Source organism: Nitrospirota bacterium, assembly GCA_015233895.1.
Classification (GTDB): Bacteria; Nitrospirota; Thermodesulfovibrionia; order Thermodesulfovibrionales; family Magnetobacteriaceae; genus Magnetomonas.
Window position 1 is genome coordinate 168,413 of record JADFXG010000001.1, and the last position, 23,445, is coordinate 191,857.

At 39.5% G+C, this 23,445-nt stretch carries 15 protein-coding genes and 1 tRNA gene; 10 read left to right on the forward strand and 6 right to left on the reverse strand.

The genetic code is table 11. The annotated features are described in order from the left end of the window. Positions 1 to 5: 5 nt before the first annotated feature. From lon to HQK88_00805, 4 genes are all read right to left on the reverse strand, one after another. Positions 6 to 2,375: an endopeptidase La gene (gene lon / locus HQK88_00790; protein ID MBF0615331.1), complete on the reverse strand. Its 2,370-nt coding sequence runs from the start codon at positions 2,373 to 2,375 to the stop codon at positions 6 to 8. After that, positions 2,362 to 2,763, reverse strand: a complete 402-nt coding sequence (locus HQK88_00795) for an Hsp20/alpha crystallin family protein (protein MBF0615332.1) — start codon at positions 2,761 to 2,763, stop codon at positions 2,362 to 2,364. Before HQK88_00795 ends, lon begins: the two co-directional genes overlap by 14 nt. A gap of 85 nt (positions 2,764 to 2,848) precedes the next feature. After that, on the reverse strand, positions 2,849 to 4,963 hold the full coding sequence (locus tag HQK88_00800; protein MBF0615333.1) for a hypothetical protein: 2,115 nt from the start codon (positions 4,961 to 4,963) through the stop codon (positions 2,849 to 2,851). Then, positions 4,960 to 6,534, reverse strand: coding sequence for a hypothetical protein (locus tag HQK88_00805; protein ID MBF0615334.1), 1,575 nt, complete (start codon positions 6,532 to 6,534; stop codon positions 4,960 to 4,962). Before HQK88_00805 ends, HQK88_00800 begins: the two co-directional genes overlap by 4 nt. A 76-nt stretch (positions 6,535 to 6,610) precedes the next feature. Here HQK88_00805 and HQK88_00810 point away from each other — a divergent pair, with 76 nt between their 5' ends. From HQK88_00810 to HQK88_00825, 4 genes are all read left to right on the forward strand, one after another. After that, positions 6,611 to 8,425 (forward strand): KUP/HAK/KT family potassium transporter, encoded by a 1,815-nt coding sequence (locus tag HQK88_00810; GenBank protein ID MBF0615335.1) that lies wholly within the window; start codon positions 6,611 to 6,613, stop codon positions 8,423 to 8,425. Positions 8,426 to 8,485: 60 nt separating this feature from the next. Continuing rightward, positions 8,486 to 9,142 (forward strand): hypothetical protein, encoded by a 657-nt coding sequence (locus HQK88_00815; protein MBF0615336.1) that lies wholly within the window; start codon positions 8,486 to 8,488, stop codon positions 9,140 to 9,142. 66 nt (positions 9,143 to 9,208) lie between these two features. After that, a complete protein-coding gene (locus HQK88_00820) occupies positions 9,209 to 11,089 on the forward strand; it encodes a radical SAM protein (GenBank protein MBF0615337.1) in 1,881 nt (626 codons plus the stop codon). A gap of 68 nt (positions 11,090 to 11,157) precedes the next feature. After that, positions 11,158 to 13,320, forward strand: coding sequence for a radical SAM protein (locus HQK88_00825; GenBank protein ID MBF0615338.1), 2,163 nt, complete (start codon positions 11,158 to 11,160; stop codon positions 13,318 to 13,320). 40 nt (positions 13,321 to 13,360) lie between these two features. On the opposite strand, the gene HQK88_00830 is transcribed toward HQK88_00825, so the two are convergent. Beyond that, a tRNA-Ala gene (locus tag HQK88_00830) sits at positions 13,361 to 13,436 on the reverse strand. 221 nt (positions 13,437 to 13,657) lie between these two features. On the opposite strand from HQK88_00830, the gene HQK88_00835 reads away from it, so the two are divergent. The 4 genes from HQK88_00835 to HQK88_00850 are packed head-to-tail and all read left to right on the forward strand — an operon-like array spanning position 13,658 to position 19,597. Beyond that, on the forward strand, positions 13,658 to 15,160 hold the full coding sequence (locus tag HQK88_00835) for a flippase (GenBank protein ID MBF0615339.1): 1,503 nt from the start codon (positions 13,658 to 13,660) through the stop codon (positions 15,158 to 15,160). Continuing rightward, positions 15,157 to 16,134 (forward strand): lysophospholipid acyltransferase family protein, encoded by a 978-nt coding sequence (locus tag HQK88_00840; GenBank protein ID MBF0615340.1) that lies wholly within the window; start codon positions 15,157 to 15,159, stop codon positions 16,132 to 16,134. The genes HQK88_00835 and HQK88_00840 overlap by 4 nt, the downstream gene beginning before the upstream one ends. 27 nt (positions 16,135 to 16,161) lie before the next feature. Beyond that, on the forward strand, positions 16,162 to 17,682 hold the full coding sequence (locus HQK88_00845) for a radical SAM protein (GenBank protein MBF0615341.1): 1,521 nt from the start codon (positions 16,162 to 16,164) through the stop codon (positions 17,680 to 17,682). A gap of 13 nt (positions 17,683 to 17,695) precedes the next feature. Then, positions 17,696 to 19,597 carry a hypothetical protein gene (locus tag HQK88_00850; protein ID MBF0615342.1) on the forward strand — a complete coding sequence of 634 codons (1,902 nt, stop codon included), beginning with the start codon at positions 17,696 to 17,698 and terminating at the stop codon, positions 19,595 to 19,597. A 201-nt stretch (positions 19,598 to 19,798) separates the two neighbouring features. Here the strand turns inward: HQK88_00850 and HQK88_00855 are convergent, their stop codons facing one another. Continuing rightward, positions 19,799 to 21,388: a glycosyltransferase family 39 protein gene (locus HQK88_00855; GenBank protein MBF0615343.1), complete on the reverse strand. Its 1,590-nt coding sequence runs from the start codon at positions 21,386 to 21,388 to the stop codon at positions 19,799 to 19,801. A gap of 192 nt (positions 21,389 to 21,580) precedes the next feature. Between HQK88_00855 and HQK88_00860 the strand changes: the two genes are divergently transcribed. Both HQK88_00860 and HQK88_00865 read left to right on the forward strand, forming a co-directional pair. After that, positions 21,581 to 22,156, forward strand: coding sequence for a hypothetical protein (locus tag HQK88_00860; GenBank protein ID MBF0615344.1), 576 nt, complete (start codon positions 21,581 to 21,583; stop codon positions 22,154 to 22,156). 58 nt (positions 22,157 to 22,214) lie between these two features. Further along, positions 22,215 to 23,441 (forward strand): hypothetical protein, encoded by a 1,227-nt coding sequence (locus HQK88_00865; protein MBF0615345.1) that lies wholly within the window; start codon positions 22,215 to 22,217, stop codon positions 23,439 to 23,441. The last annotated feature ends 4 nt before the right edge of the window (positions 23,442 to 23,445 follow it).

Here is a 23,445-nt window from a genome sequence, read left to right on the forward strand (position 1 = left end):
CAGAGTTATACGGCAGCCGGTCTTTTTAAAGCAACTTCAAGGACATTGTCCATGGTCTCACTGAGTATAAACTCCATGTCTTTTCGGATGTACTTAGGAATGTCGTCGAGATCCTTTTGGTTTCGGTTTGGTATTATGATTTTCCTGATGCCATGCCGCTTTGCCGCCAGAGTTTTCTCTTTAAGACCGCCAATCGGTAAAACTGTTCCTCTTAGAGTTACCTCGCCTGTCATGGCAATGCTTTTGTGTATTGGGACTCCGATAAGCGCTGAGGCAACAGCGGTTGTTATGGTAATCCCTGCTGAGGGGCCGTCTTTAGGAATAGCGCCAGCCGGTACATGGATATGAATATCTTTTTCGGAAAACAGATCTTCGTTAATGCCGAGTTCCTTAGCGCGGGAGCGAACGTAGGAAAGAGCGGCATGTGCTGATTCTTTCATAACATCACCAAGCTGTCCTGTGATGGTAAGGTTACCCTTACCCTTCATGGTTGTAGCCTCAACGTATATGATGTCTCCGCCGCTTTCTGTCCATGCAAGCCCGGTAGCCACGCCTACCTCGTCCTTTTTCATCTCCTCTTCAGGCAGAAACCTTGGTGCACCGAGATACTTTGTGAGGCTGCTGTTGGTTATTAGAAACTTCCTGCGCTTACCCTCGGCTATATGTTTAGCTACCTTACGGCATAGCTTCGCTATAGTGCGTTCCAGATTTCTTACCCCTGCCTCCCGTGTGTACTGTGTAATGAGAAGATTCAGGGCGGTATTGGAAATTCTCAGCACGCCTTTTGTAAGACCATGCTCCTGATACTGCTTGGGGATAAGATAGTTTTTAGCAATACCTATTTTTTCCTCAGCCGTGTAACCGGAAAGACTGATGATTTCCATTCTGTCTCTAAGGGGTCCGGGTATTGTGTCTGCTATGTTACCCGTTGTTATGAACATGACTTTGGTAAGATCAAAGGCAACCGCTATATAATGGTCAACAAAGGAGTTATTCTGCTCCGGGTCAAGCACCTCAAGAAGTGCCGATGAGGGGTCTCCTCTGAAATCCGTACCAATTTTATCTACCTCATCTAACATAAACACCGGATTATTGGTTCCAGCCTGCTTGATTCCCTGTATGATTCTACCCGGCAGTGCGCCTACATAGGTTCTTCTGTGGCCTCTGATTTCTGCCTCATCACGCACCCCGCCAAGCGACATACGGACAAATTCTTTACCAAGCGCTCTTGCTATTGACTTACCCAGTGAGGTCTTTCCTACGCCTGGGGGGCCTATAAAACAAAGAATCGGGCCCTTCATCTTTGGATTTAACTTTCTTACGCTAAGATATTCTAAGATTCGGTCCTTTATTTTTTCCAGATCGTAGTGATCCTCATTAAGTACCTTTCGTGCTGTTTTTATGTTAAGGTTATCTTTTGTGGACTTTGACCACGGAAGCTCGACAAGCCAGTCAAGGTATGTTCTTACTGTTGCAGCCTCGGCACTGTCCGGGTGCATTTTTTCAAGGCGTTTAAGCTGTTTTTCAGCCTCTTTTTGTACCTTTTCAGGCATCTTTGCCTCTTCGATTTTCTTTCTGAACTCGCGGATTTCCTCCATTTTTTCGTCTATATCGCCAAGCTCTTTTTGTATTGCCTTAAGCTGCTCTCTGAGGAAATATTCACGCTGTGTCTTGTCTATCTCTCCGCGTGCCTCAGTCTGGATTTTCTGCTGCACTATGAGAAGCTCAATTTCACGGTTAAGCAGCTCACTCACTCTCTTTAGCCGTTCAACCTGATCCTCTATCTCAAGAATATGCTGAGCCTGATCGGTCTTTAACCCTATGTTTGAGGCGACTAAATCGGCAAGTCTGCCCGGGTCGTCAAGGTTTTCTATGACTATCATAATATCAGGAAGAATTGTCTTACCAAAAGACAGGGCCTTTTCTATTTGTTCCTTAACTGACCTTATAAGAGCCTCGACTTCTAAGGACAGAACGTCAGGCTTTTTCTCTTCTATTTTTTGTATGTGGGCAATAAAGATATTATCCTTTTCATGTATGTCGGAACATCTGGCCTTTGTTATTCCCTGAACCAGTATTTTGACGCGACCGTCGGGCAGCTTCAGCATCCTCATGATGAGTCCAACGGTGCCCGTGTGGTAGAGTTCATCTATGGATGGGTTTTCGGTATTAAGGTCTTTTTGAGTGAGCAACATTATCATCCTGTTTGTGCTTAAAGATGAATCTATAGAACTGATTGATTTTTCACGTCCAACAAACAATGGGATTATCATATAAGGAAACACAACTATGTCTCGAACAGGAAGCACTGGTAACACATCGGGAATTTCAAGTTCTTTTTCATCTATTTTTTTATCAGCTTCACCCATTTTCATCTCCTATTGTCGCTCTTTCAATTGTAATTGTTATAACTCTGTCTCTGGATTTTTCAAAAGTAAGTTTTATAACCCCTTTAAAATAAACGGCCTTACCTGAGGCGACATTCACCCTGATTGGTAGCTTTACCATACGTTTAAAGTGGTCATAACATCGTTCCATGCAAAAAAAACGGCTTCCCTCAGCATTTGTTGTCTTACATTTGTCCCCTTCGATAACCACAACATCGTCGCAAACTCTTATGCTGAGAGCCTCTAAAACAATCCCCGGCGCATCCACTTCAAACACGAGCAGATCATCGGTCTCGTATATGTCCATAAGAGGCATTGCCCTTGCAGCATCAGTGCTATAAAACACACACTCTTTAACATTCATTGTTTGTGGCATACTTTCTCTCTGTTTTTTTAGTAATCAACTGTTAAAACACATCTATCAAACAATATTATAACATTCACAGGTAAAAAAGTAAATACTAAATGACACCCAGGTTTGCCTTATAAAGTCTGACATTTGGGAAATTGTTGTAGATTTCCTCAAAGAGGTTTTTATCGAAAGCCCCAAGGATAAACATTTTGTTGAAGTTTGACTGATAGGTATCCTCGTCCATGAGAAGCATGTACAGGACGGTTTGGCCTGACTTTATTATTTCAAGGTATTGGCCGTAGGGATTATTTATGAAAGTTTGAGTGTCCTTTATTTCACCGTTATCTACCGTGAGTATGGATTTAAGCGGGATGTTGCCATTGAGAATTCCGGTTGAGCTCTCCAGTGTGATCTCTTTAAGAAATTTAACCGGTTTTTTATATTCACGGGTTTTAGCATCGAAATCCCAGTTGCCTATGTTGCTTACGGCATTAAATGTGTAAATCATATCGTTTGAAAAAAGAACATACACATTGTCTCCGTTTAAACCCCCGGTAAAGTTTATGGCTTTCTGTATTTTTTCTTTAGCATTTTTGTTTTCATTGACCTTATTTTTTGAAGCCACACGGTCTATGTAACTGAGAATACTGTAAAGCTCTTTTTGGCTTGTAACCGTTAACCCTCTTGCCGTAAAGTAAGTGATTTCCTGGGTTGTAGGGCCAGGGTCATGGTATGTCTTAAGACCGATACTCTGGAGGGCATACCCAGTGTCCCACCATGTAAACATCTTAGAATCGGCTGGTACGATTTTTTTTATCTCATTAAATCCCTTGTATATTTTGGCGTTAATTAATACAAATGGACTGTATGAATAAGCTGATGAAAAATCGGCAGCAAAAAAAATAGCAAATATTAAAATGTAAACTACTATTTCTTTTTTTAATTTAATTTTTTCAATCAGATTTTTAAAAGGAGCTACAGACAGCATTAGCAGGTAGCCTAAACCAGCTCCTGCAAACGGTGGCAGGTACATGGCAAGGCGAATTTCACTTTTAAAGGAAAGAAGCCCGATTAAAAACACTGGCAGAAGCATAAATGCTGCTCTGAAGTTCAGGATTATAAAAACGAAAAATCCTAAAATTCCAATCAGCGGCAGCCATGATTTGCTATAAAAAATCGTGGACATAACCACTTGAGGCGTATAGTGTTTTGTCTCTCTTGTAAAACTCTCGCGCCCGGGAAAACTGTCCCCTGCTTTCATAGTTTCTACCGAGGAGACCTCTGTAAATCTGTGTGTAAAAAACAGGAGTTTTTCCAGCTCAGGCTTCAATACACTAAAACTCAACGTAAATACGATTAGAAAAAGCCCTGCTGAAATTAATCGCATTAACAGTTCCCACTTCTGAGCGTCTCTGTAACGGTAAAGCAAAAAGCCAATAACGATTACAATAAAAACCACTACTAAAAGCAGAGTATCGCTTAACGGCAGCAATGCCTCATTTAGAAAGGAAAACGAAAAACACAGTAAACACGAAACAAGGATATGTTTATACTTTACCCTGTGAAAAACAAGCGAAATAACCAAAACGGCAAGATAGATAAAAGTGAACCCTCTGTGTCCCTGATACCACCAATCAAAAAAAGACAATGCAGCACCGGTAAAAGCGGAGTAAAGATAGCTCTGTTTATGAGTTTTAGCTGCAGACGATTTTAAAATAAAAAATGAGACAAGAAATGGGAAAAATAAATTTAATAAATCTGTGTCAAATCTGCCGATAGCAGTTCTTTCAAAATATATCTTACCAAACGTGCCAAAGACAGAGGCCGAAATAGCCACACCAGGATGTCCGGTTTTATAAAAAAATAACGACAGCGGAATTATAAAGAGTCCTGAAAGAAAAAACACCGTGTAAAAAGCAGCCCTTGTGGTATTGTTTCCAAAAAGCCCTGAAAGCTTAACTGCTATGACGCTGATAAGCGGGCTTTTAAGTGCCGGAGTTCCTTGTTCGTACTCATGGGCATTAATAATCCAGTCGTAGGCGTCAACTGTTGACATCATGGGGGTGCTGCCGTAAAAGAACAGATCCTGCTGCATTTTCCACTTAGCCATTGCATGGTACCTGACAAATACAGAAAGAAACAGACACAACAATACAACCGCACCAAAAATAATTTTCCCTGTTGATATTTTCGTTGCAGCCTCAGGGCTGTTATCCTCTGTCATGGACTCACCTCGTTGTATTTCATAACGTAAATACAGTACCTTTCATCGCCAATTATGCCGTTAGCAAATGCCTTTATAAATACTATATCGTTTCGTTTCATTTGTTGTCTTGTAAGTGGGCTGTTTAACACAAGCAGGATATTGCTTTTCCTCAGTTTCATAAATTTTTCTATTTCTTTTAACACGCCATCACTGTCAGTATAGAGACGCTTATTGTTTGAAATGACGTAAGTGCCATAGCGCCCCGTTACTGGATAAAACATACTTTCACCAAGATAAACTGCAACAGAGGTGGTTTGGTAGTCGGCATCAGCTGCCATGGGTAATAAGTCAAGGTTGTTGGCTTTTATGAAATTAGCAGTATCTTTGGCATCTGTAAACGGATACATGGCAGATATTGTTATTGCTACTAAGGCGGCAAATATATGGATTGTTATAAAAAAATTTAACCATACGTTTTTTTTCCCCTCAAAAAACAAACAAAACTTGTTTAAAAAAGGTACTTTAAATGCAACAGGCCTGTAATAATAAGTGAGCCACAGAGAGCAGATAAAAATCATAAAAAGGTGTCCTCTGTGTCTTATCAAGCTCCCATATAAAAGATCACTAAAAGCCATAATAGCAGCATTTCCTGTTATGAAAAAAAAAGCGGCAACCGGACGTCTGATAACCATAAAAAAAGTAACAGACAAAAAAATTGCCCCAACTGCAACTCTCGTAAAAAACAGCACTAAAGGGTTTTTGGATATATAGCCGATTATATTACCGCACCAGAAGTTTTGTTTAAACATAGGTATCGGGAAATACACATTGTAAACATTTGCAATCTGATTGAGGAGGCGCATGAAATCATACGTTGGGTCACCAGTCAAAAATTCTGGTTTTTTGAGATACAGGGAATCAGGCGGTGGCAGCATTTGATATATTGAAAAAAGAAGTCCAGAGATGAAAATAAGGGCACTTAGTGTAAAAATTAGCCATGTTTTAGTATCTTTTTGCTTGTTAAGCAAAAATTCAAAACACAGAGTCAGAGCAAACACAATTGCTACAACAGATGCGTAGGCATTTGTCTGGCACATTAAAAATAGCACAACTGACAGTAATATGTAGTTTCTCCTGCCTTCAACAGGTCTTATCATATAGGCAAAAATAAAAAACAACAATACTCCCATTGAATAATTTCTGCTTATGACGGCATACTCAAAAAAAGTAAAATATCCAAAAATAAAGAAAATGCTCTGCCATTTTTTAAAAGGAGCATACTTTAAAAACACAAAAGCAGCAGCCGTGGCAATGCACAGGTGAGCCATCTGCATAGAAGCCATGTTGTTAGTAAGTTTGGTAAGCAGATAGACTATAAAAACCCAAAGTCTTGGATGTCCCTCATACCTGTAGTTATAAAAAAGCTCAGATAAAGAGGTGCTTTCCTTTGCTATTGCCCACGGTCCTAACTCATCTCTCCACATTACGTGGTTAAGCAGATTTATCAGGGTAACAACGAAATAGACACAGATAGCAATGTAAAGAGCCGTATCAGGCTTTTTTAATATCCCTTTTATTTTATCCGGCATCCGTCAGGTATCCCCCAAATATGTTCACTAAAAACATTGACATTTAGTATAATACACATGTTTTAGAATTGGAAAGATGGTAAAAGAATCGGCACCCTGGAAAGGGATAATCAAGTCTTTAGGACTCGTATTTGGAGATATTGGTACAAGTCCAATTTACACACTGACCGTAATCCTCCTGCTTATTGAGCCAACACAGGACAACATAACCGGTGTTTTGTCGCTGATTGTGTGGACACTGATTGTGCTCGTGACGATAGAGTACGCGTGGCTTGCAATGTCTTTGGGTAAAAAGGGAGAGGGTGGAACTGTTGTGCTTAAAGAGCTGTTGACTCCTTTGTTAAAAAATGTCTGGAGCGCACGGCTGGTATCCACTCTTTCGATTGTTGGCATATCGCTGCTGATTGGGGATGGGGTCATAACGCCTGCTATAAGCATTCTTAGTGCAGTAGAGGGTGCAAGGTTGATTCCGGGATGGGAGAATTTAACCACTAATGAGATACTGATAGCGGCGGGGATAATTGCCATAGTGCTGTTTTTATTTCAGAGAAAGGGGACTGAGAAAGTGGCAAGCGCCTTTGGGCCTATTATGGTCATTTGGTTTTTATGTCTTAGCGTTTCAGGTGTGTTCTCATTTCTGGAATTTCCACATGTGTTAAATGCAGTGAATCCGTACTATGGGTTGAAGTTCTTGTTTAACAAGGGGTTAAGCGGTTTTTTTATCTTATCTGAGGTAACTCTTTGTGCTACAGGAGGCGAGGCTCTCTATGCCGACATGGGACATCTTGGCAGGAAACCTATAGTGAGGGCATGGTACTTTGTTTTCATAGCGCTTATCTTAAATTACCTTGGGCAGGGTGCTTATGTGATAAAACATCCTGCGGCTAAGAATGTGCTTTTTGAAATGATGTTTCATCAGGCGCAGTTCCTATATGTGCCGTTTTTGATTCTTAGCATAATGGCAACTGTAATAGCCTCTCAGGCTATGATTAGCGGTATGTTTTCGATAGTTTATCAGGGCATCACCACACGGGTTATGCCGATGTTTAAGGTGGATTACACATCCGAGAAGCTGCGCTCTCAGATATATATAGGGTTCGTTAACTGGTTTTTGCTGATTTCAGTGCTGTTTATAATGAACAGATTCAGGGAATCAAGTAATCTTGCCGCTGCGTACGGTCTTGCTGTTACGGGAACTATGTCACTTACAGGGTTTTTCATGACATGGATTTTCTTTCTGAAAAAACAGTACATTCGATCGTCTTTTTCTTGTGCTGTTTTCATAGTGGATCTGATATTTTTTCTTTCCAACATGTTTAAAATTCCGCATGGAGGATACTGGTCTGTAATCATTGCTTCTATCCCGTTATCAATAATACTCATATATACGGCAGGGCAAAAGAGATTATACAAGAGCTTAAAGCCAGTTCCTCTGGCCGATTTTTTGCCTGAATACACAGAAATCTACAGAACTCTGAACAAGATACGAGGTACGGTCTTATATTTTGCGAGGGATATGCAGTTGATACCTCCGTATGTGGTAAGTACAATGTTTACAGCCAACATAATTTACGAGGACAATGTCATTGTATCCATCCGTGTAACGGATGAGCCTTTTGGTGTAAGGGGCTGGCCGGAGACGGAGGCTGCCCCAGGGCTAAGAGCATTTAAAATAGAGATAGGCTACATGGAGGTTATTGATGTGGAGTCAATATTGAACATAAACAGTATTTATGAAAAGACCATATTTTATGGTGTGGAGGATATAGCCACAAGGAATTTTATATGGCAAATTTTTTCAATAATAAAACGGCTTACTCCGGCCTTTGTTCAGTTCTATGCCCTGCCTTCTCATAAACTCCGTGGAGTTGTCACAAGAATTGATATGTAGAGTTTATAGTTGTGTTTGACAACATCGGAACATACGTTATAAAATAACATAACATGGTTTGTGGAAAAGTTGCTTTTTATGTCATATGAAGAGAAAGATTATGAGGGTTACGTTGAGAGCTTTGACGAAACCGGACTTGCAGGCTGGGCTTATAATAAAAAGTGTCCGGATACACCCGTTGATGTTGAACTCTATGACCTGTCAACTCAAACACACCTAACCATTACCGCTGATTTGTATAGAAAGGATCTTGAAGATACAGGCATTGGTAATGGCTCTCATGCGTTTAGATGTGATTTTCCTGCTATTATGGCTGATGATGAACATCACACAATCTCTGTAAAGATTTCTAATTCCGATTTCTTTTTGCAAAATAGTCCTTTTGAAATTTATATCCCTGCCGAGTATGACGGCTATATTGATGGTTTTGATGAACGCGGGTTTACAGGGTGGGCATACGATAAAAGAAATCCTGATACCTCTGTTGAGGTTGAAATATATGATGTAACAACTCAGGCACTTATTAGTACCATGACAGCCGGTACATATCGAAAGGATCTTGAGGAGACAGGAATGGGTAATGGTTGTCACGCATTTAGGTTTGACTATCCGTCACTTATAATGGACAATAAAAACCATACTATATCTGTGAAGATTTCTAATACCGATTTCTTTCTGGATAATAGCCCTTTCACAGTTTCTTTGCCTGCAGTTTAATCGGGCTTGCATCGTTGCAGCCTTGACAAAACGGGCATATACGTGGCTAAATATAAGTAGAGACGCATGATGTGGAAGAGATTTAAGAATATCTATAAGGGAAAGAATAAAGGTTTTGAAGGATATGTTGAAACCATTGACACAGCCGGATTTTCAGGATGGGCATATGATAAGAAGACTCCGGATTCTCCTGTTGAGATAGAGATTTATGATTCATTCAATCACATAAGCACAATTAAAGCTGATACGTATAGAAAGGATCTTGAGAAGGCAGGCAAAGGCAATGGGCGTCATGCATTTAGTTTCAAATTCCCGCTTCAACTTTTAGACAATACAAATCATGATATATCTGTAAAGATTTCTAACACGGATTACCTTTTAAATAACACATCATTTACAATAAACATACCGATAGACTCAGATGGAAATAATGTTTGTGAAGGCTATGTTGAGGGTGTTGACAAAGAAGGGTTTTCTGGATGGGCGTATTATCGCGGGAATCCTGACACTCCTGTTGACATAGAAATTTATGATTCCTCCAATCACATAAGCACAATTAAGGCTGATACTTACAGACAGGATCTTGAAAAGACAGGCAAAGGTAATGGACGTCACGCATTTAGTTTCAAATTCCCACTTCAACTTATAGATAATAGAAATCATGATATATCTGTAAAGATTTCCAACACGAATTACTTTTTAAATAATAGCCCTTTTACTATAAACATACCTGTTGATTCTGAGGAAAACGATGTTTTTGAAGGCTATGTCGAGGCCGTTGAAATAAGCGAGTTTTCCGGGTGGGCGTACAATAAGAAGACTCCTGACACTCCTGTTGACATAGAAATTTATGATTCCTCCACTCTCATCAGCACAATTAAGGCTGATGCATATAGAAGGGATCTTGAGAAAGCAGAAATTGGCAACGGGTGTCATGGGTTTAGGTTTAAATTCCCACCGCATTTTGTAGATAAAAAAAATCATGATATATCTGTAAAGATTGCTAACACGGATTACTTATTAAAAAACAGCCCTTTTACAATATACATACCTACAGATATTGATTTTATATCTATTGACATCACCAATAACTGTAACCTGAGGTGTCCTTTTTGTCTTGTTGATCGTACAGGTTTAATAAATACAGATTTTATGTCGCTTGAAACTTTTAAAAAAGCAATAACGTTTTTGCCGTACCTGCCTGTAGCTTCATTTTATTTATCATGTCTTCACGAACCAACGCTTCATCCTGATTTAGCAAAATTTTTAGAAATTATACCGCTGCAGTGGCGTAACAGGGTTTTTTTTACAACAAACTTAGCAGCTAACCTCTCTGATGACATTCTTATAGCTATGAGCAAAAGCAGTATCCATCACATTAATATTTCAGTAGATACGCTAAACCCAACGTTATATCCAAAACTAAGAAAAGGTGGTATTTATAAAAGATTCATGAATAACATTGAGCGCTTAACAGCTATTTTTTCAAAAGAACCTCTCGCCCCGGAACTTCACTTTATAACTGTTGCCTTAAAATCAAACATGAGTGAAATCCCTTATATTGTGGCTCAATGTGCAAATAAATATCTATCCGTATCGCATGAAGTAAGGTATCCTTTTAATGTAAGCAGCATAGATGATACGTGGCGGAAAGAAAATTTCATAACTGAGGCAACCGATTGGGATATTATTGAAAAATCGCTGAAAGATACCAGAGCTAACTATGTTTTATGCCGTCCGGCAGATAACTATTATGATACTTTTGCCTCATCAGTTGATTATTACGAAACAGGGCAGCATCATATGAAAGCAACACCTCCTGAAAAGCCTATACAGTTGAGGATTGATTATAAGGGTGATATCAGAGTTTTAACCAGAGAAGAATATTTCTATGTAAACATACATATACTTAATAATCCTATGAAGCTCTTTACTGCTTTCCAATGACTCTCTGATGCAGAATCAGTATAGCATGACAGGATCATGTCGTATGAAACACAGGGCGAAGTGACATAATGCCGCATGAAATAAAAAATTATGAAGGGCGTATTGAACGCTGTGATAAAACCGGATTTTCCGGGTGGGCTTATGACAAAAAAAATCCCGATACCCCTGTTGATATTGAAATCGCTGATTCATCAACTCAAACACTTGTCGGTACTGTTACAGCGGACATCTATAGAAAAGACCTTAAGGATGCAGGGATAGGCAATGGCTGCCATGCGTTTAGATTTGATTTACCAGATTATATGGCAGATGGGAAAGAGCACACGATAACTGCAAAGATTGTTAATACTGATTTCTTTCTTAGTGCCAATTTTTTAACTGTCAATATACCTGTAGAAATTGAGTATGAAGGGTATATTGAGTTCTTTGACAAAACAGGGTTTTCCGGGTGGGCATATAGCAAGAAAACTCCGGATGCATCTGTTGATATTGAAATCTATGATGCAGCAACTCAAACACTTATTGATACAGTTACGGCAGACATATATAGAAAGGACCTTGAAGATGCAGGCATAGGCAATGGCTGCCATGCGTTTAGATTTGATTTGCCAGATTATATGGCAGATGGTAAAGAGCACACGATAACAGCAAAGATTGTTAATACTGATTTCTTTCTTAGTGCCAATTTTTTAACAGTCAATATACCTATAGAAATTGAGTATGAAGGGTATATTGAAGTCTTTGACAAAACCGGGTTTTCCGGCTGGGCTTATAGCAAAAAAAATCCTGATACCCCTGTTGATATTGAAATCTATGATTCATCAACTCAAACACTTATTGATACAGTTACAGCAGACACATATAGAAAAGACCTTGAAGAGTCGGGCATTGGCAATGGTTGCCATGCGTTTAGATTTGATTTCCCCGACCATTTGGCAGATGGTAACGAGCACACGATAACAGCAAAGATTGTTAATACTGATTTCTTTCTTAGTGCCAATTTTTTAACAGTCAATATACCTGTAGAAATTGAGTATGAAGGGTATATTGAAGGCTTTGACAAAACCGGGTTTTCCGGCTGGGCTTATAACAAAAAAAATCCTGACACTCCTGTTGATATTGAAATCTATGATTCATCAACTCAAACACATATAGGTACAGTTCCGGCAGACACATACAGGAAAGATCTTGAAGAGTCGGGCATTGGCAATGGCTGCCATGCGTTTCATTTCTTTTTCCCTGAATATATGGCAGATAACAAAACTCATACGATATCTGTAAAAATTCGTAATACTGACTACATTTTAAAAGATAGTCCTTTTAGTATCGGCATGAATATGGATATAGAGTTTATAACAGCTGACATCACTGATAACTGTAATCTGAGATGCCCTTTTTGCCCAGTCACTCATAAAGGGTTAATGGATAACGGTTTTATGACAATTGAAACTTTTACAAAAGTAATATCGTTTCTGCCATACCTGCCCGCTGCCTCATTTTATTTATCATCTCTTTATGAGCCTACACTTCATCCTGAGCTGGCAAAGTTTTTGGAACTTATCCCTCTGCAATTGCGCAAGAGAGTGTTGTTTACAACAAACTTAGCTGCTAATCTATCGGATAACATTCTTGTCGCTATGAGTAAAAGCGGCATTCACCATATTAACATTTTGGCAGATACGCTTAATCCATCCTTGTATCCTAAATTAAGAAAAGGCGGTATCTTTGACAGATTCATCAATAACCTGGAGCGTTTAGCATCGTTATTTTCTCAACAGCCTCGTGCTCCAGAACTCCACTACATAACCGTAGCTTTAAAATCAAACATGGGCGAAACACCTGACATTGTAACTCAATGTGCTAAAAAGTACGCAGGCGTATTTCATGAAATAAGGTATCCTTTTAATGTAACCGGCATAGATTCTCAGTGGAAAAAAGACAATTTCATAACAGATCAGGCAGATTGGGATACTCTTGAAAAATCATTGAAAGACACCGGTGTCAGTTATGTTATACACCGCCCGCCTGAAAACTATTACGGCAAAATTGTCTCATCGGCAGATTGTTGTGAAGCAAGACAGCCTCAGACGCTGACGTTACCGCCTGGAAAACCTATACAGTTGAGGATTGACTATAAAGGAACTATCAGAATTCTAAACAGAGAAGATGATTTTCATGTAAATGTTAATTTGCTGGATAATCCGGTAACACTTGTCAGCACTTTCTTCTGATACCAAGCCGCATTCAATCGCCTGCCATATTAATTAGAACTGGTGGAGCTGATCGGGATCGAACCGACGACCTCTTGAATGCCATTCAAGCGCTCTCCCAACTGAGCTACAGCCCCATTACCATGCTTAAAATCTACGCAGGTAGAGTTTAACTATTTTGCCAGGTTATTGTCAACTTAATAAATTTACGACAATCAAAAAAAAATTACTCAACTTTTTTATTAGTGTAATACAAAGCATTATTACCACGAGTTAAACTAAAAGAACAATTTTTTTAAATTCATCTTTATAGTTATTTGTAAAAACCACTCAGAAAATAGTATCTTAAAATCACTGTATGAACACACCTGAGCACGGGAATGACCTTTTACGTGGTGAGCAAGACTCTGTCAGTCTGATTGCAAGGAATTATTTTTTTATTTTTATAGCACGTATCCTTAGAATCGGCACCGGTATGCTATTGCTGTTTGGCCTTGCACGGGTTCTTACGGTAGTGGATTTCGGTAACTTTGTCTTTGTTGTAAGCCTTACGGCAAGTGTGATGAGCATAGCTTTCTATGGAGTTGGGCAGGCACTTGTGCGCGAGGTGTCACAAAACAGGGATAAAGCCTCTCTTTATATTGGGATAGCACTTAAAGTCAGGGTCTGGCTGGCTGTCGCTTCATTTACCTCCGTAATCGCTATTGCCATTGTTATGAAGGTAGAGAAACTTATTCTTATCGCTATTATCATATCGGCTGTTGCTGAAATATTCAGGGCTTTTTCAGATCTCTCTAAAGACGTATTCAGAGCATACGAGAAAATGCAATACGAAATGGTTCTTACAACCGTTTACTCCGCCGTATTGCTTGTTATCGTAATCGCTATTGTTTATTTCAAGAGCGGATTTATGCCTGTTGTTATTGCAATTTTAGCGGCTCAGGTTGTACAGTTTATATTAAGCATCCGGATTATGTTAAAGAAATTTGTAGTTCCCGCTAAAGTGTTTCCAATGGCCGACCTCAGGATATTTCTCAAAGACGCTTTCAGTCTGGGGCTTGGCGTACTGTTTGTGCAGATTATTGGCCGGATGCCAGCTTTGCTTCTGAAATACTTAAAGGGGGCTGAGGAGGTTGCTTTTTTTGAAACTGCTCACGGCATTATTATTCAGACGCTGGTTCTTAGCGAGGTGCTGATGACTGTGTTTTTACCGCGATTTTCTTTTTTAGCCGCTTTACAAGACAGAGACAGAATTAAGGATATTGGTAGCAAATTTTTTAAGATACTCCTTGTGTTTTCATTGAATGTTTCAATACTGTTTTTTGTCTTTTCAAGGGAAACCATGGGGATACTCTATGGGCACAAGTATGATTCATCGTGGATGATTTTAAGGGTCATATCTTATTCAGTAGTGTTTCTATTTTTAGCTAATTTTGCCCATCTGTTCTTTATTTCCTTAAAGATGCAAAAGCAGTTTATACTTTGTAATTTAATTTCCCTCATACTGATAGCCATTTTGCTTGTCGCTTTGGTTCCTGTATATGGGTACAGGGGGGCTGCCCTTGCCTCTTTAACAGCATATTTTTCAAATTTCCTTGTTTCTCTTTTTGTATTAAATAAGTCCGTGTTAAGGCTTCCCGTCTTTGCTGTGGTGAAAGCCATGGCGTACTCTGCCGTGTCGGTTTGTGCCGGGATTTTGATAAAGGACTATAATGTTTACATTGCAGCCATAACAACTGAGGTGATGTTTTTAGGATTGGCAGTTTGGGGAGGTATTTTTGCGATAAGTGAGAAAGTTTATATTATGGATATACTGAGGAGAGTGAAAGTTCGAGAAAGGGGGGTTTTTCAACAACCATGAGTCTTAAAGTTGAGCTGATAAAAGATATTTTCAGGTTTATTTACTATTATCCGTTTAGGTACCTTGTCGGGCTCTTTCCATTTTCGCTTTCATACCGCCTGATTAAAGCCCTTGGGAGTATTGGCTTTAACATTGACAAAAAGAAGGAGTTTGCCTATTCTAAAGAACTTCAAAGGCTTTTTCCGAGTAAAAAAGCAGAGGAAATCCGCTACCTTGCAAAGGAGACTTTACTGAATTTTCTGCAAAATGAGATAGAAACCCTGATGTTTCCTAAAATTAACAAAGACAACATAGACTGGTTTATAAAGTATGACGGACTTGAGAATCTGGATGAGGCGTTAAAACAGCAAAGGGGAGTTATCCTGCTTTTTGCGCACTTTGGGGCAAACCAGATGGTGATGCCTGCAATCGGATATAAAGGATACAAGATGAGCCAGTTGGGAGCGCCCGCCACTGTGTGGAATGACAAAAACGATGTATCTTATATAAAAAAGAAGAACATGGAAATCAAATGGCGGCACGAACAAACTCTTCCCGTGACCCATATTAACGTGTTTGGATCTCTTAAGGAGGCATTCCTGTGTTTAAAGAGAAATGAAATCCTTGGGGTGGCACTTGATGGCGGGGGCGGTAAGGAGTGGGTGGAGGTAGAGTTTTTTGGCAAGAAGGCGCTTTATTCAACCGGTGCCATAGATATAGCTCTCAGGACTGGAGCAGTAATTCTGCCTGTCTTTATGGTTAGAGGGCAGGACAGCCGCCACAAGATGATTATAGAAAGCCCTCTTGTATGCCCAGAGGGAGCTGATAAAACAGAAACAATAACAAACTACACAGCCGCTTTTGTTAACCGGCTGCAGTCTTATGTGGCAAGATACCCGTGGCATTACATATACTATCTTGCATGGCGCAACAAAATAGCCTTAAACGGTGACGATGTGCCGTATTTTAAAAATAACACTTTAAACGTGTGTTAGCTTGTAAGGCAAAAGGGGTAACACAAAATGAGAATATTACTGATTAAACCGCCGTACTCAAGATTAAAAGGGGTTGGGCAATCACCGTATTTTCCACTGGGACTTGGCTACATAGCATCATTGCTAAGGGAAAACGGTTACGAGGCGGTTATATATCATGCCGAAAATCCAAAAAGTAAAGCTGAGTGCGTTTTTCCGGATGCTGATATGACTTTTAATTTTCGCTCTAAGAGTTACCACCGCTACCTGGAAATATTAAAAGATGACACTCACTTTGTCTGGGCTGAGGTCAGACAGACTCTCAAAGATTACAGGCCTGACATGGTTGGCATATCACTTTTGTCGGTAGAGGTTGGTTCAGCTCTAAAGATAAGTCAGCTTGTTAAAGAGTACAATCCCAGTTGCTATGTCCTTTGGGGGGGGTTGCATCCGAGCTTTATGGCCGATGAGAGTTTAATGTTGCCAGAGGTTGATTTCGTAATCAGGGGTGAGGGTGAATATCCCACTCTTGAGCTTTGCAGAGCACTGGAGGGGCATACACCCTTAAGCTCTGTTGAGAGTCTTTCGTTTAAGGAAAATGGAAAGATTATCCATAACCCTGTGCGCATGGCAGTGGAAAATGTGGACGATATCCCGTTTCCTGCCCGTGATGCGGTACTGTATCCTGAGACATTTGATTTCAAATCGCTGGGCAGTATGATTGTTTCACGGGGTTGTCCTTTTAGGTGCACATTTTGTTCGTCAAGAAATTTCTGGGATAAAAAGGTGCGAATGAGAAGCCCAGGCAATGTTATTAAGGAAATACAACTGCTTAAGGAGACCTATGGCACTAACTTTATAATGTTTTGGGATGACTCCTTTACTATCAACAGAACTGTCATAGAAAAGTACTGTAAATCACTCATAGAGTCTAAGGTAAACGTAAGCTGGAAAACTGCTACGCGGGCGGATTTGATAGATGAGCCGCTTCTTGAACTGATGACAAAGTCAGGGTGTGTGAAACTTGAAATAGGGGTGGAAAGCGGAAGCGACCGAATAAAAAAGATAATCTCTAAGGATGTTTCAAACGAACAGATAAAAAAAGCGTTTTCACTTATCTCTAAAAAAGGGATAGGGGTTGGCGGTTTTTTTATGGCCGGATTCCCGGATGAAACACTGGAGGACCTTGCAGAGACCTTTAAGCTTATGCAGGAACTTAAGGCCGGGGAGCTTGCCTTTAATATTTTTGACCCTATGCCGGGAAGCACAGAGTATGAAAAGTGTATAGCGGAGGGACTCGTTCCAAAAAATCCGGATTGGACAAATTTCCCCTTTTGGCCTGACGCCTATTATGTTAAAAATATTAAAAGAGAGGATTTTGACAACTATGTCAACATGATAGCCAGATGGCTTTACGATTATAATAACAAATTTGCGACAAAGCTTAAACGAAGCAGACACCTTATTCTTTACTTGCTGAAAAATGACCCGCTGTTTTTAATAAGTAAAGTTTTTAAGTACCTGACAAGGCGTAAAAAGGTTCATACGGCAGGTGTTACGGGTAGCTGACAGTGGCTGACAGATGACAGCAGTAATTTTTATTTGTCTTTCAACACTGCTGGGATTGGCAATTGAGAGATCCTTTGGTTTTTCCAAAAACTTCTGGATAAAGCTCTCATTTGCCATAATCATCGGGAATTTATTTTCAACCTGGGGCGTGTACATTTTATCGGCATTTGTTGGTTTCAATATGATATCAGTGCTGAGTGTTGGCGTTATTCTGTTGTTCCTTGCAGTGCGTTTTATGAGTGTTTCCTCATTTAAAAACCCGGAGTTAACTATGTCACACGTGCAGGCATACCTGTGTATGGTATTTATGCCGTTTTTCATTTTTGGCATGTGGGAAAGAGCTGATGGCAGTGTCATGTTTATAGGAAATTATAACGATATGGCTTATCACATGTCGATGATTTCCTCATTTGTAGAAAAAATGGATTTCCCGCCTGCAAATCTGCAATCAGCCGGAGATGCGTTAAGATACCACTATCTGGTTAACTTTAACTCAGCAATACTAGTGCGTTGCGGAATGACTTTGTTATACTCTGTGATTATTCCTCAGATTCTGTATAGTTTTGCTCTTGTTAACATTCTGTATCATTTCTGTAAAACCCTGCTTAAGACAGAAACTGAGGTTTTCTTTTCCTCAACGTTAATAATTATGGGGCACACAGGGGTTTTTAATATGCTGTTTGCTCTTATTGGGTTTCCTGTCACTCATACCCAGCTTAAACTCTCTTCCTGGATGAGTATCCGAGAGGAGATGCTGAGGCCGTTTTATAATTTTCTGGATGTAATTATAAACCTGTTTCACCCTCAAAGACCGTTTTTGTTTGGGTTTCCTCTGGCACTGATCATACTGTCTGCCGCCAGCAAGGAACTGATTAAAGAAGATGATGCCGATTATGATAATCTCTTTATGATTTCACTGTTTACAGGGCTTCTGCCTCTTTTTCATATTCATAGTTTCTTTATAGTCTGTCCGATTATCGTGATAATGTTTTTGTATATGTGTAAAGATAAAAAAAGAGCATTCATATCGTTATCCCCGCTTTTATTAGGGGTGTTTCAGATAGTTTTTTTGTTTTCAGGTTTAAAACCCTCATATTATGCCGGATTTGACGTTCATAAACTTGGAGGCGGGCTGAATGAGATAAAACCGCTTAATTCAGAAATTATCGCAAGATTAATATTTTGGATAAGAGCTGGTGGTGCCGTCCTAACCACAGGGCTTTTATCGGTATTTTTATATTTCAGAAGGTATAAGGAATCCTCAATAGCAATGGGCAGAAAAAATATTTTTCTCATTGTTTCTCTGGCTGTCACGTTTTCATTTTTTGTATTGATAAACTTTTATCGTTTTAGCCCTGCGTGGGGAGACAGTAATAAGTTTTTCTTTTACTTTGATGTGATACTATCACTTTTTTCCGGATTTCAATTGAGCAATATGTTTAAACAGGGAAACATTGTTAAAAAATCTGTGGCGGTGTTAATTATAATGGTTATGGCAGTGCTGCCTTTTTCAACTGAGTTCCACATTATTTTTACAAAACCAAAGAGTGTGTTGTTCAGTGCAGGGGACAGAGTTACGGCAAGGTGGATAAAAGCCAATACAGCTAAGGATTCAATTTTTTTAACAAGCAACAGTGTAATACATTTTGTCCCCTCCATGGGGGCTCGTGCAGTTGTTGACGGAGCATATAATTGGGAGGTAGGATATGACAAACCTGGCAAGCAGGACGATGTTGGAAAGATTTATTTAACAGGAGACCCTGAACTTATAAAAAAATACAATATATCGTATATTTTAGTCAGCCCCTATGAACTTAACTCACTCAGTGTACAGTATGACAAACTTGCACGGTATAGGTTAGTGTATGATGCAAATGTTGATGGGCATAGCTTTAAAATATATGATGTCAAATAATAAATCTTTTAATCTACTCATCTGTTTTGCGGGCGGAGCTCGCAATTGAAACTTTTTAAGCGGCGGTACGCCGGTTAAAAAATTCTTTTAAATCAAAAACATCCCTCACAAACTTTAAATAAACCCACCAATCGTAGATAAAAACCTGGGGTTAAGGGGGCTGGCCCCCTTACAGGTGGGATTTTAAGGGAGGGCAGCGCCCTACCTTATTAGATTATTCTTTTCTCTGAGCATTTCATTAACAATATCCAGATTAATCCGGGCAGGCTCCATGCCAGGGTCATACTTAAGTGCATTTTCAAACGCGGTACGTGCCTCGTCTATTTTTCCAACCCTTAACAGGGCAATCCCAAGACCATTAAAACCAATGGAAATATTGGGGCCTGCTATTGGTATTGATTTCTTGAAATACCAGATGGCATCTGTCACTTTGTTAAGAGCCAAAAGTTCAAATCCTGCATTTATGTATGGCTTACCAAACCCGGGTTTCAGGGAAATTGCTTTCTTATAGCTTATAAAAGCATCAACATGGTTTCCTTCTGAGGCTTTTATGTAACCAAGGTTATAGTATGCCATGTAGTTTTTAGTGTTTACCTCTATGGCGCGATTTGTAAGCGTCAGGCTGTCTCTCCAGTAGGAGGCTTCAACCCTTGCAAAATGAGTCAGAAGGAGTAAAAAAATTGCTCCAAAGACTGTTATAGGCAGTTTTAATTTTTGAAACCTCTCCATGAGTTTGAAAACGCAAACCACTGCCAAAACGAAGATCCCTGTGTATGGGATATAAGTGTATCTGTCGGCCATGGACTGAAGCTCCACCTGAATAAGACCGATTACAGGCAGCAGTGAGATAAAAAACCAACCCCATCCAACTATAAGCCACGGCATAGTTTTTATCTTTATCAAAGACACGGTAGTTATAGTAATTATTAAAACCGCTGAAAAGATGGCAAGCAAAGCTGGAATGCTTTCAGGCATAGGGTAAAAATTAGACAGTCCGGCTGGATACACGGCAAGATACAGGTACTTAGTGTATGACACCAGAGCGTTACCAGCTCTTAGAGAAAGCGGAAAGCGTTGAAGGGGCATCAGGTGCCCGCCACTTTTTTGGACATAAACCGTTATGACACAGGAGACGGCAGAGAGGACAAAAAATGGAATTTTTTCTAGTATAATTGCAGCAGCTTTTTTTGTAGCCCTCGCATCCGGAACATTTGAGAATCTGTTAAGAGGCCAAAAATCCAGGAGCAAAAGCAAAACAGGAAGCGTAACTGCCATAGGTTTTGACATAAGTGAAAGCACAAAAAGAGCCAGTGTCAGCATATACCGGAGGATGTTTTCTTTACGCACATAGGAGACATAACTAAGCATTGTGAGAAAAAACCAGAAAGCGCTCAGCACATCTTTTCTTTCCGATACCCACGCTACCGACTCAACGTGCATAGGGTGTATTGCAAAAAGTGCTCCGGCTATTGCTCCTTGCAGCATATTCCCATGTAAAAGTTTAGCAAACAGGATAAACACCAGCAGAGAGTTTAGCGTGTGTATTATAACGCTTGTGATATGATGTCCCATTGGGCGCATCCCGTAGAGTTGAAAATCCGTAAGGTGTGACAACCACGTAAGAGGGAACCAGTTGCCGTCGTTATCAGTGGTAAATGCCCACTTGACGCTTTCTTTTGTAAACCCCGTTTGAACAAAAGGATTGGCGGTTATGTAGCGGTTGTCGTCGTAAATAAGAAACTGGAAATTCCTTGTATCCTGATACACATAGAGGGTTAACACTATAATCAAAACTGAGTAAATGACCCCATGTATCCACAGAGACCCGGGGCTATAAGAAAAACTGTTTTCAGCCATTTACCGGATATTATAACTTAAAGGGAATATTAATGGGTTATTGTAAAATGGTTAAAGTTGACGGATAGAATCTGCTGGTGGTATAATTGCAACAACAGGTGAAGTACGGATGGGGGGATTATAGATTTGAAACATCATTTGATTAAAGCCGGCATCGGACTTCTGTTATTTAGCGCATTGTCATTGCCACTTTGCAACTTTAGTGTTTTTGCAGAAGACTTAAATTATTACAAAAAAATCATAAGGAGAACATGCGCTTATCCTCAGGATGAAATATATGTTTTACCAGTAAAGCTGCCTGTGGGAAAGGCTGATGCTAACCTAAATGGCGAATATTTAAAAGTGGCACGGACTTTAGAAACAACTAATGACGTAAAAGTAGAAAGTAATCCGTCAGGTACCGTAATTACACCAATAGGCAATAACTACGATGTGTTGCTTCGGACTCTCGATTTAAGTTATAAACTGGAGAGTCTTGGCGTTGTTTTAGGAACGTATAATTTTCAGGCACTAAAAGTATTGGAAAAAAACGATGAAATAATTGTTAGCGGTAAAAAAATATTTACGCCAAGCAGACTTTTTGCAAATATAATTAAAGTATTAACCTCAGTTAACTCTGCTAAATATAAAGAACACGATGTACAGTGGAAAATCATCAAAAAAGGTACAAAGTACAGTACCAGTGAAACGGTAATTAAGTAGTGCACTCCTACATGGCAATTGTTGCAAATATTCCTATTGTTCATTATAATGGAATAACATGAGATTTAAGAAGATTTTAATAATCCTGTTGAGTATCGTCGCATGTCTTTCGATAATGGAGATTATAGCTGGCCGTATCCAGTTCTGGAAATATGAATACCCTTCAGACGAAATGTTTCATCTTGTGGACCATGACCTTCTGTTGCACCATAAATGGCACAAAAATGTGATATGGCCTGATAATTACCGGAGCATTCCATATTTTATATACATTAACAGCCAGTCTTTTCTTGCACAATATGAAGTCTCAGTAAAAAAACCTAAAAATTTTTACCGGATATTTTACCTTGGGGACTCCACAACCCAGGGAGTGGTATCTCCTATGTATAAAATGACTACGATAGTTGAAAACGAACTGAATGCCAGATATAAAGACCTTGGAAAAAAAATTGAAGTAATCAACACTGGAACCTCCTCCTTTGCAGTTTCTCAGTACATGCTGTTTATAGAGAATACATTGTTGGAGTATTCACCGGATTTGATTGTTATTGACGTTGATATGTCTGATGTCGGCAATGATGCGTTTTACAAGACTTTAAGTACGTTTGACAAAGACGGGTATCCAATTATGATAAATAAAAGCTACAGGGCGTATATACATTCTCCGGTGGGTTTTAAGAGGATGCCGCTTTTAATAGAAACAGCGCGTATTTTGGTAAACCATTCTAACCTTGCAGCTTATTTAGAGTATTTAGTTAGTAAATTAATTATTAAATTGACTAAAGGGGCAGGTTTGTTGGAGCAACAAGAAACACCAGAACAGCAAGCCTGGTCACGACACAACCCTGACAATAAAACATGGAAACAAAAAATAAATGAACCTGAAACATTTGACTGTCCTCTTGGCGGCGTAAATTGGGGTTCTGAAAATCCTACAGTTAAGGATAAAGAAGCAGTAGCTTATTCTATGAAACTTCTGGGCAGAGCGATTGATATCTGCAGAAAAAACAATATAAAAATAATTGTAACCGGAGCGCCAGGCCTCTGTCAGCTTACAGACACTTGTAGCTCTTTGCAACATAAAGACATTGAAAAGACAGCCCTTTTACATAAAGCATATTATTTGGACTCTGTTGAGGCATTAAGGCCGTCTGTTGAGGATGCTCCTGCTGACAAGTATTACTGGAAATCAGATACAGGACATTTCAATATCGGGGGCAATGCACTATGGGCAAAAGCACAGGTGGATTTCATAGTTAAAAACAATATTATAACCGGCAAATAAAGAC

What these genes read in the sequence shown, in the direction of transcription:
- HQK88_00795 (MBF0615332.1), bottom strand. Translation starts at nt 2,763, where the DNA reads ATGCCACAAACAATGAATGTTAAAGAGTGTGTGTTTTATAGCACTGAT.
- HQK88_00845 (MBF0615341.1), top strand. Translation starts at nt 16,162, where the DNA reads ATGAGAATATTACTGATTAAACCGCCGTACTCAAGATTAAAAGGGGTT.
- lon (MBF0615331.1), bottom strand. Translation starts at nt 2,375, where the DNA reads ATGAAAATGGGTGAAGCTGATAAAAAAATAGATGAAAAAGAACTTGAA.
- HQK88_00825 (MBF0615338.1), top strand. Translation starts at nt 11,158, where the DNA reads ATGCCGCATGAAATAAAAAATTATGAAGGGCGTATTGAACGCTGTGAT.
- HQK88_00850 (MBF0615342.1), top strand. Translation starts at nt 17,696, where the DNA reads ATGACAGCAGTAATTTTTATTTGTCTTTCAACACTGCTGGGATTGGCA.
- HQK88_00865 (MBF0615345.1), top strand. Translation starts at nt 22,215, where the DNA reads ATGAGATTTAAGAAGATTTTAATAATCCTGTTGAGTATCGTCGCATGT.
- HQK88_00840 (MBF0615340.1), top strand. Translation starts at nt 15,157, where the DNA reads ATGAGTCTTAAAGTTGAGCTGATAAAAGATATTTTCAGGTTTATTTAC.
- HQK88_00810 (MBF0615335.1), top strand. Translation starts at nt 6,611, where the DNA reads ATGGTAAAAGAATCGGCACCCTGGAAAGGGATAATCAAGTCTTTAGGA.
- HQK88_00835 (MBF0615339.1), top strand. Translation starts at nt 13,658, where the DNA reads ATGAACACACCTGAGCACGGGAATGACCTTTTACGTGGTGAGCAAGAC.
- HQK88_00805 (MBF0615334.1), bottom strand. Translation starts at nt 6,534, where the DNA reads ATGCCGGATAAAATAAAAGGGATATTAAAAAAGCCTGATACGGCTCTT.
- HQK88_00820 (MBF0615337.1), top strand. Translation starts at nt 9,209, where the DNA reads ATGATGTGGAAGAGATTTAAGAATATCTATAAGGGAAAGAATAAAGGT.
- HQK88_00800 (MBF0615333.1), bottom strand. Translation starts at nt 4,963, where the DNA reads ATGACAGAGGATAACAGCCCTGAGGCTGCAACGAAAATATCAACAGGG.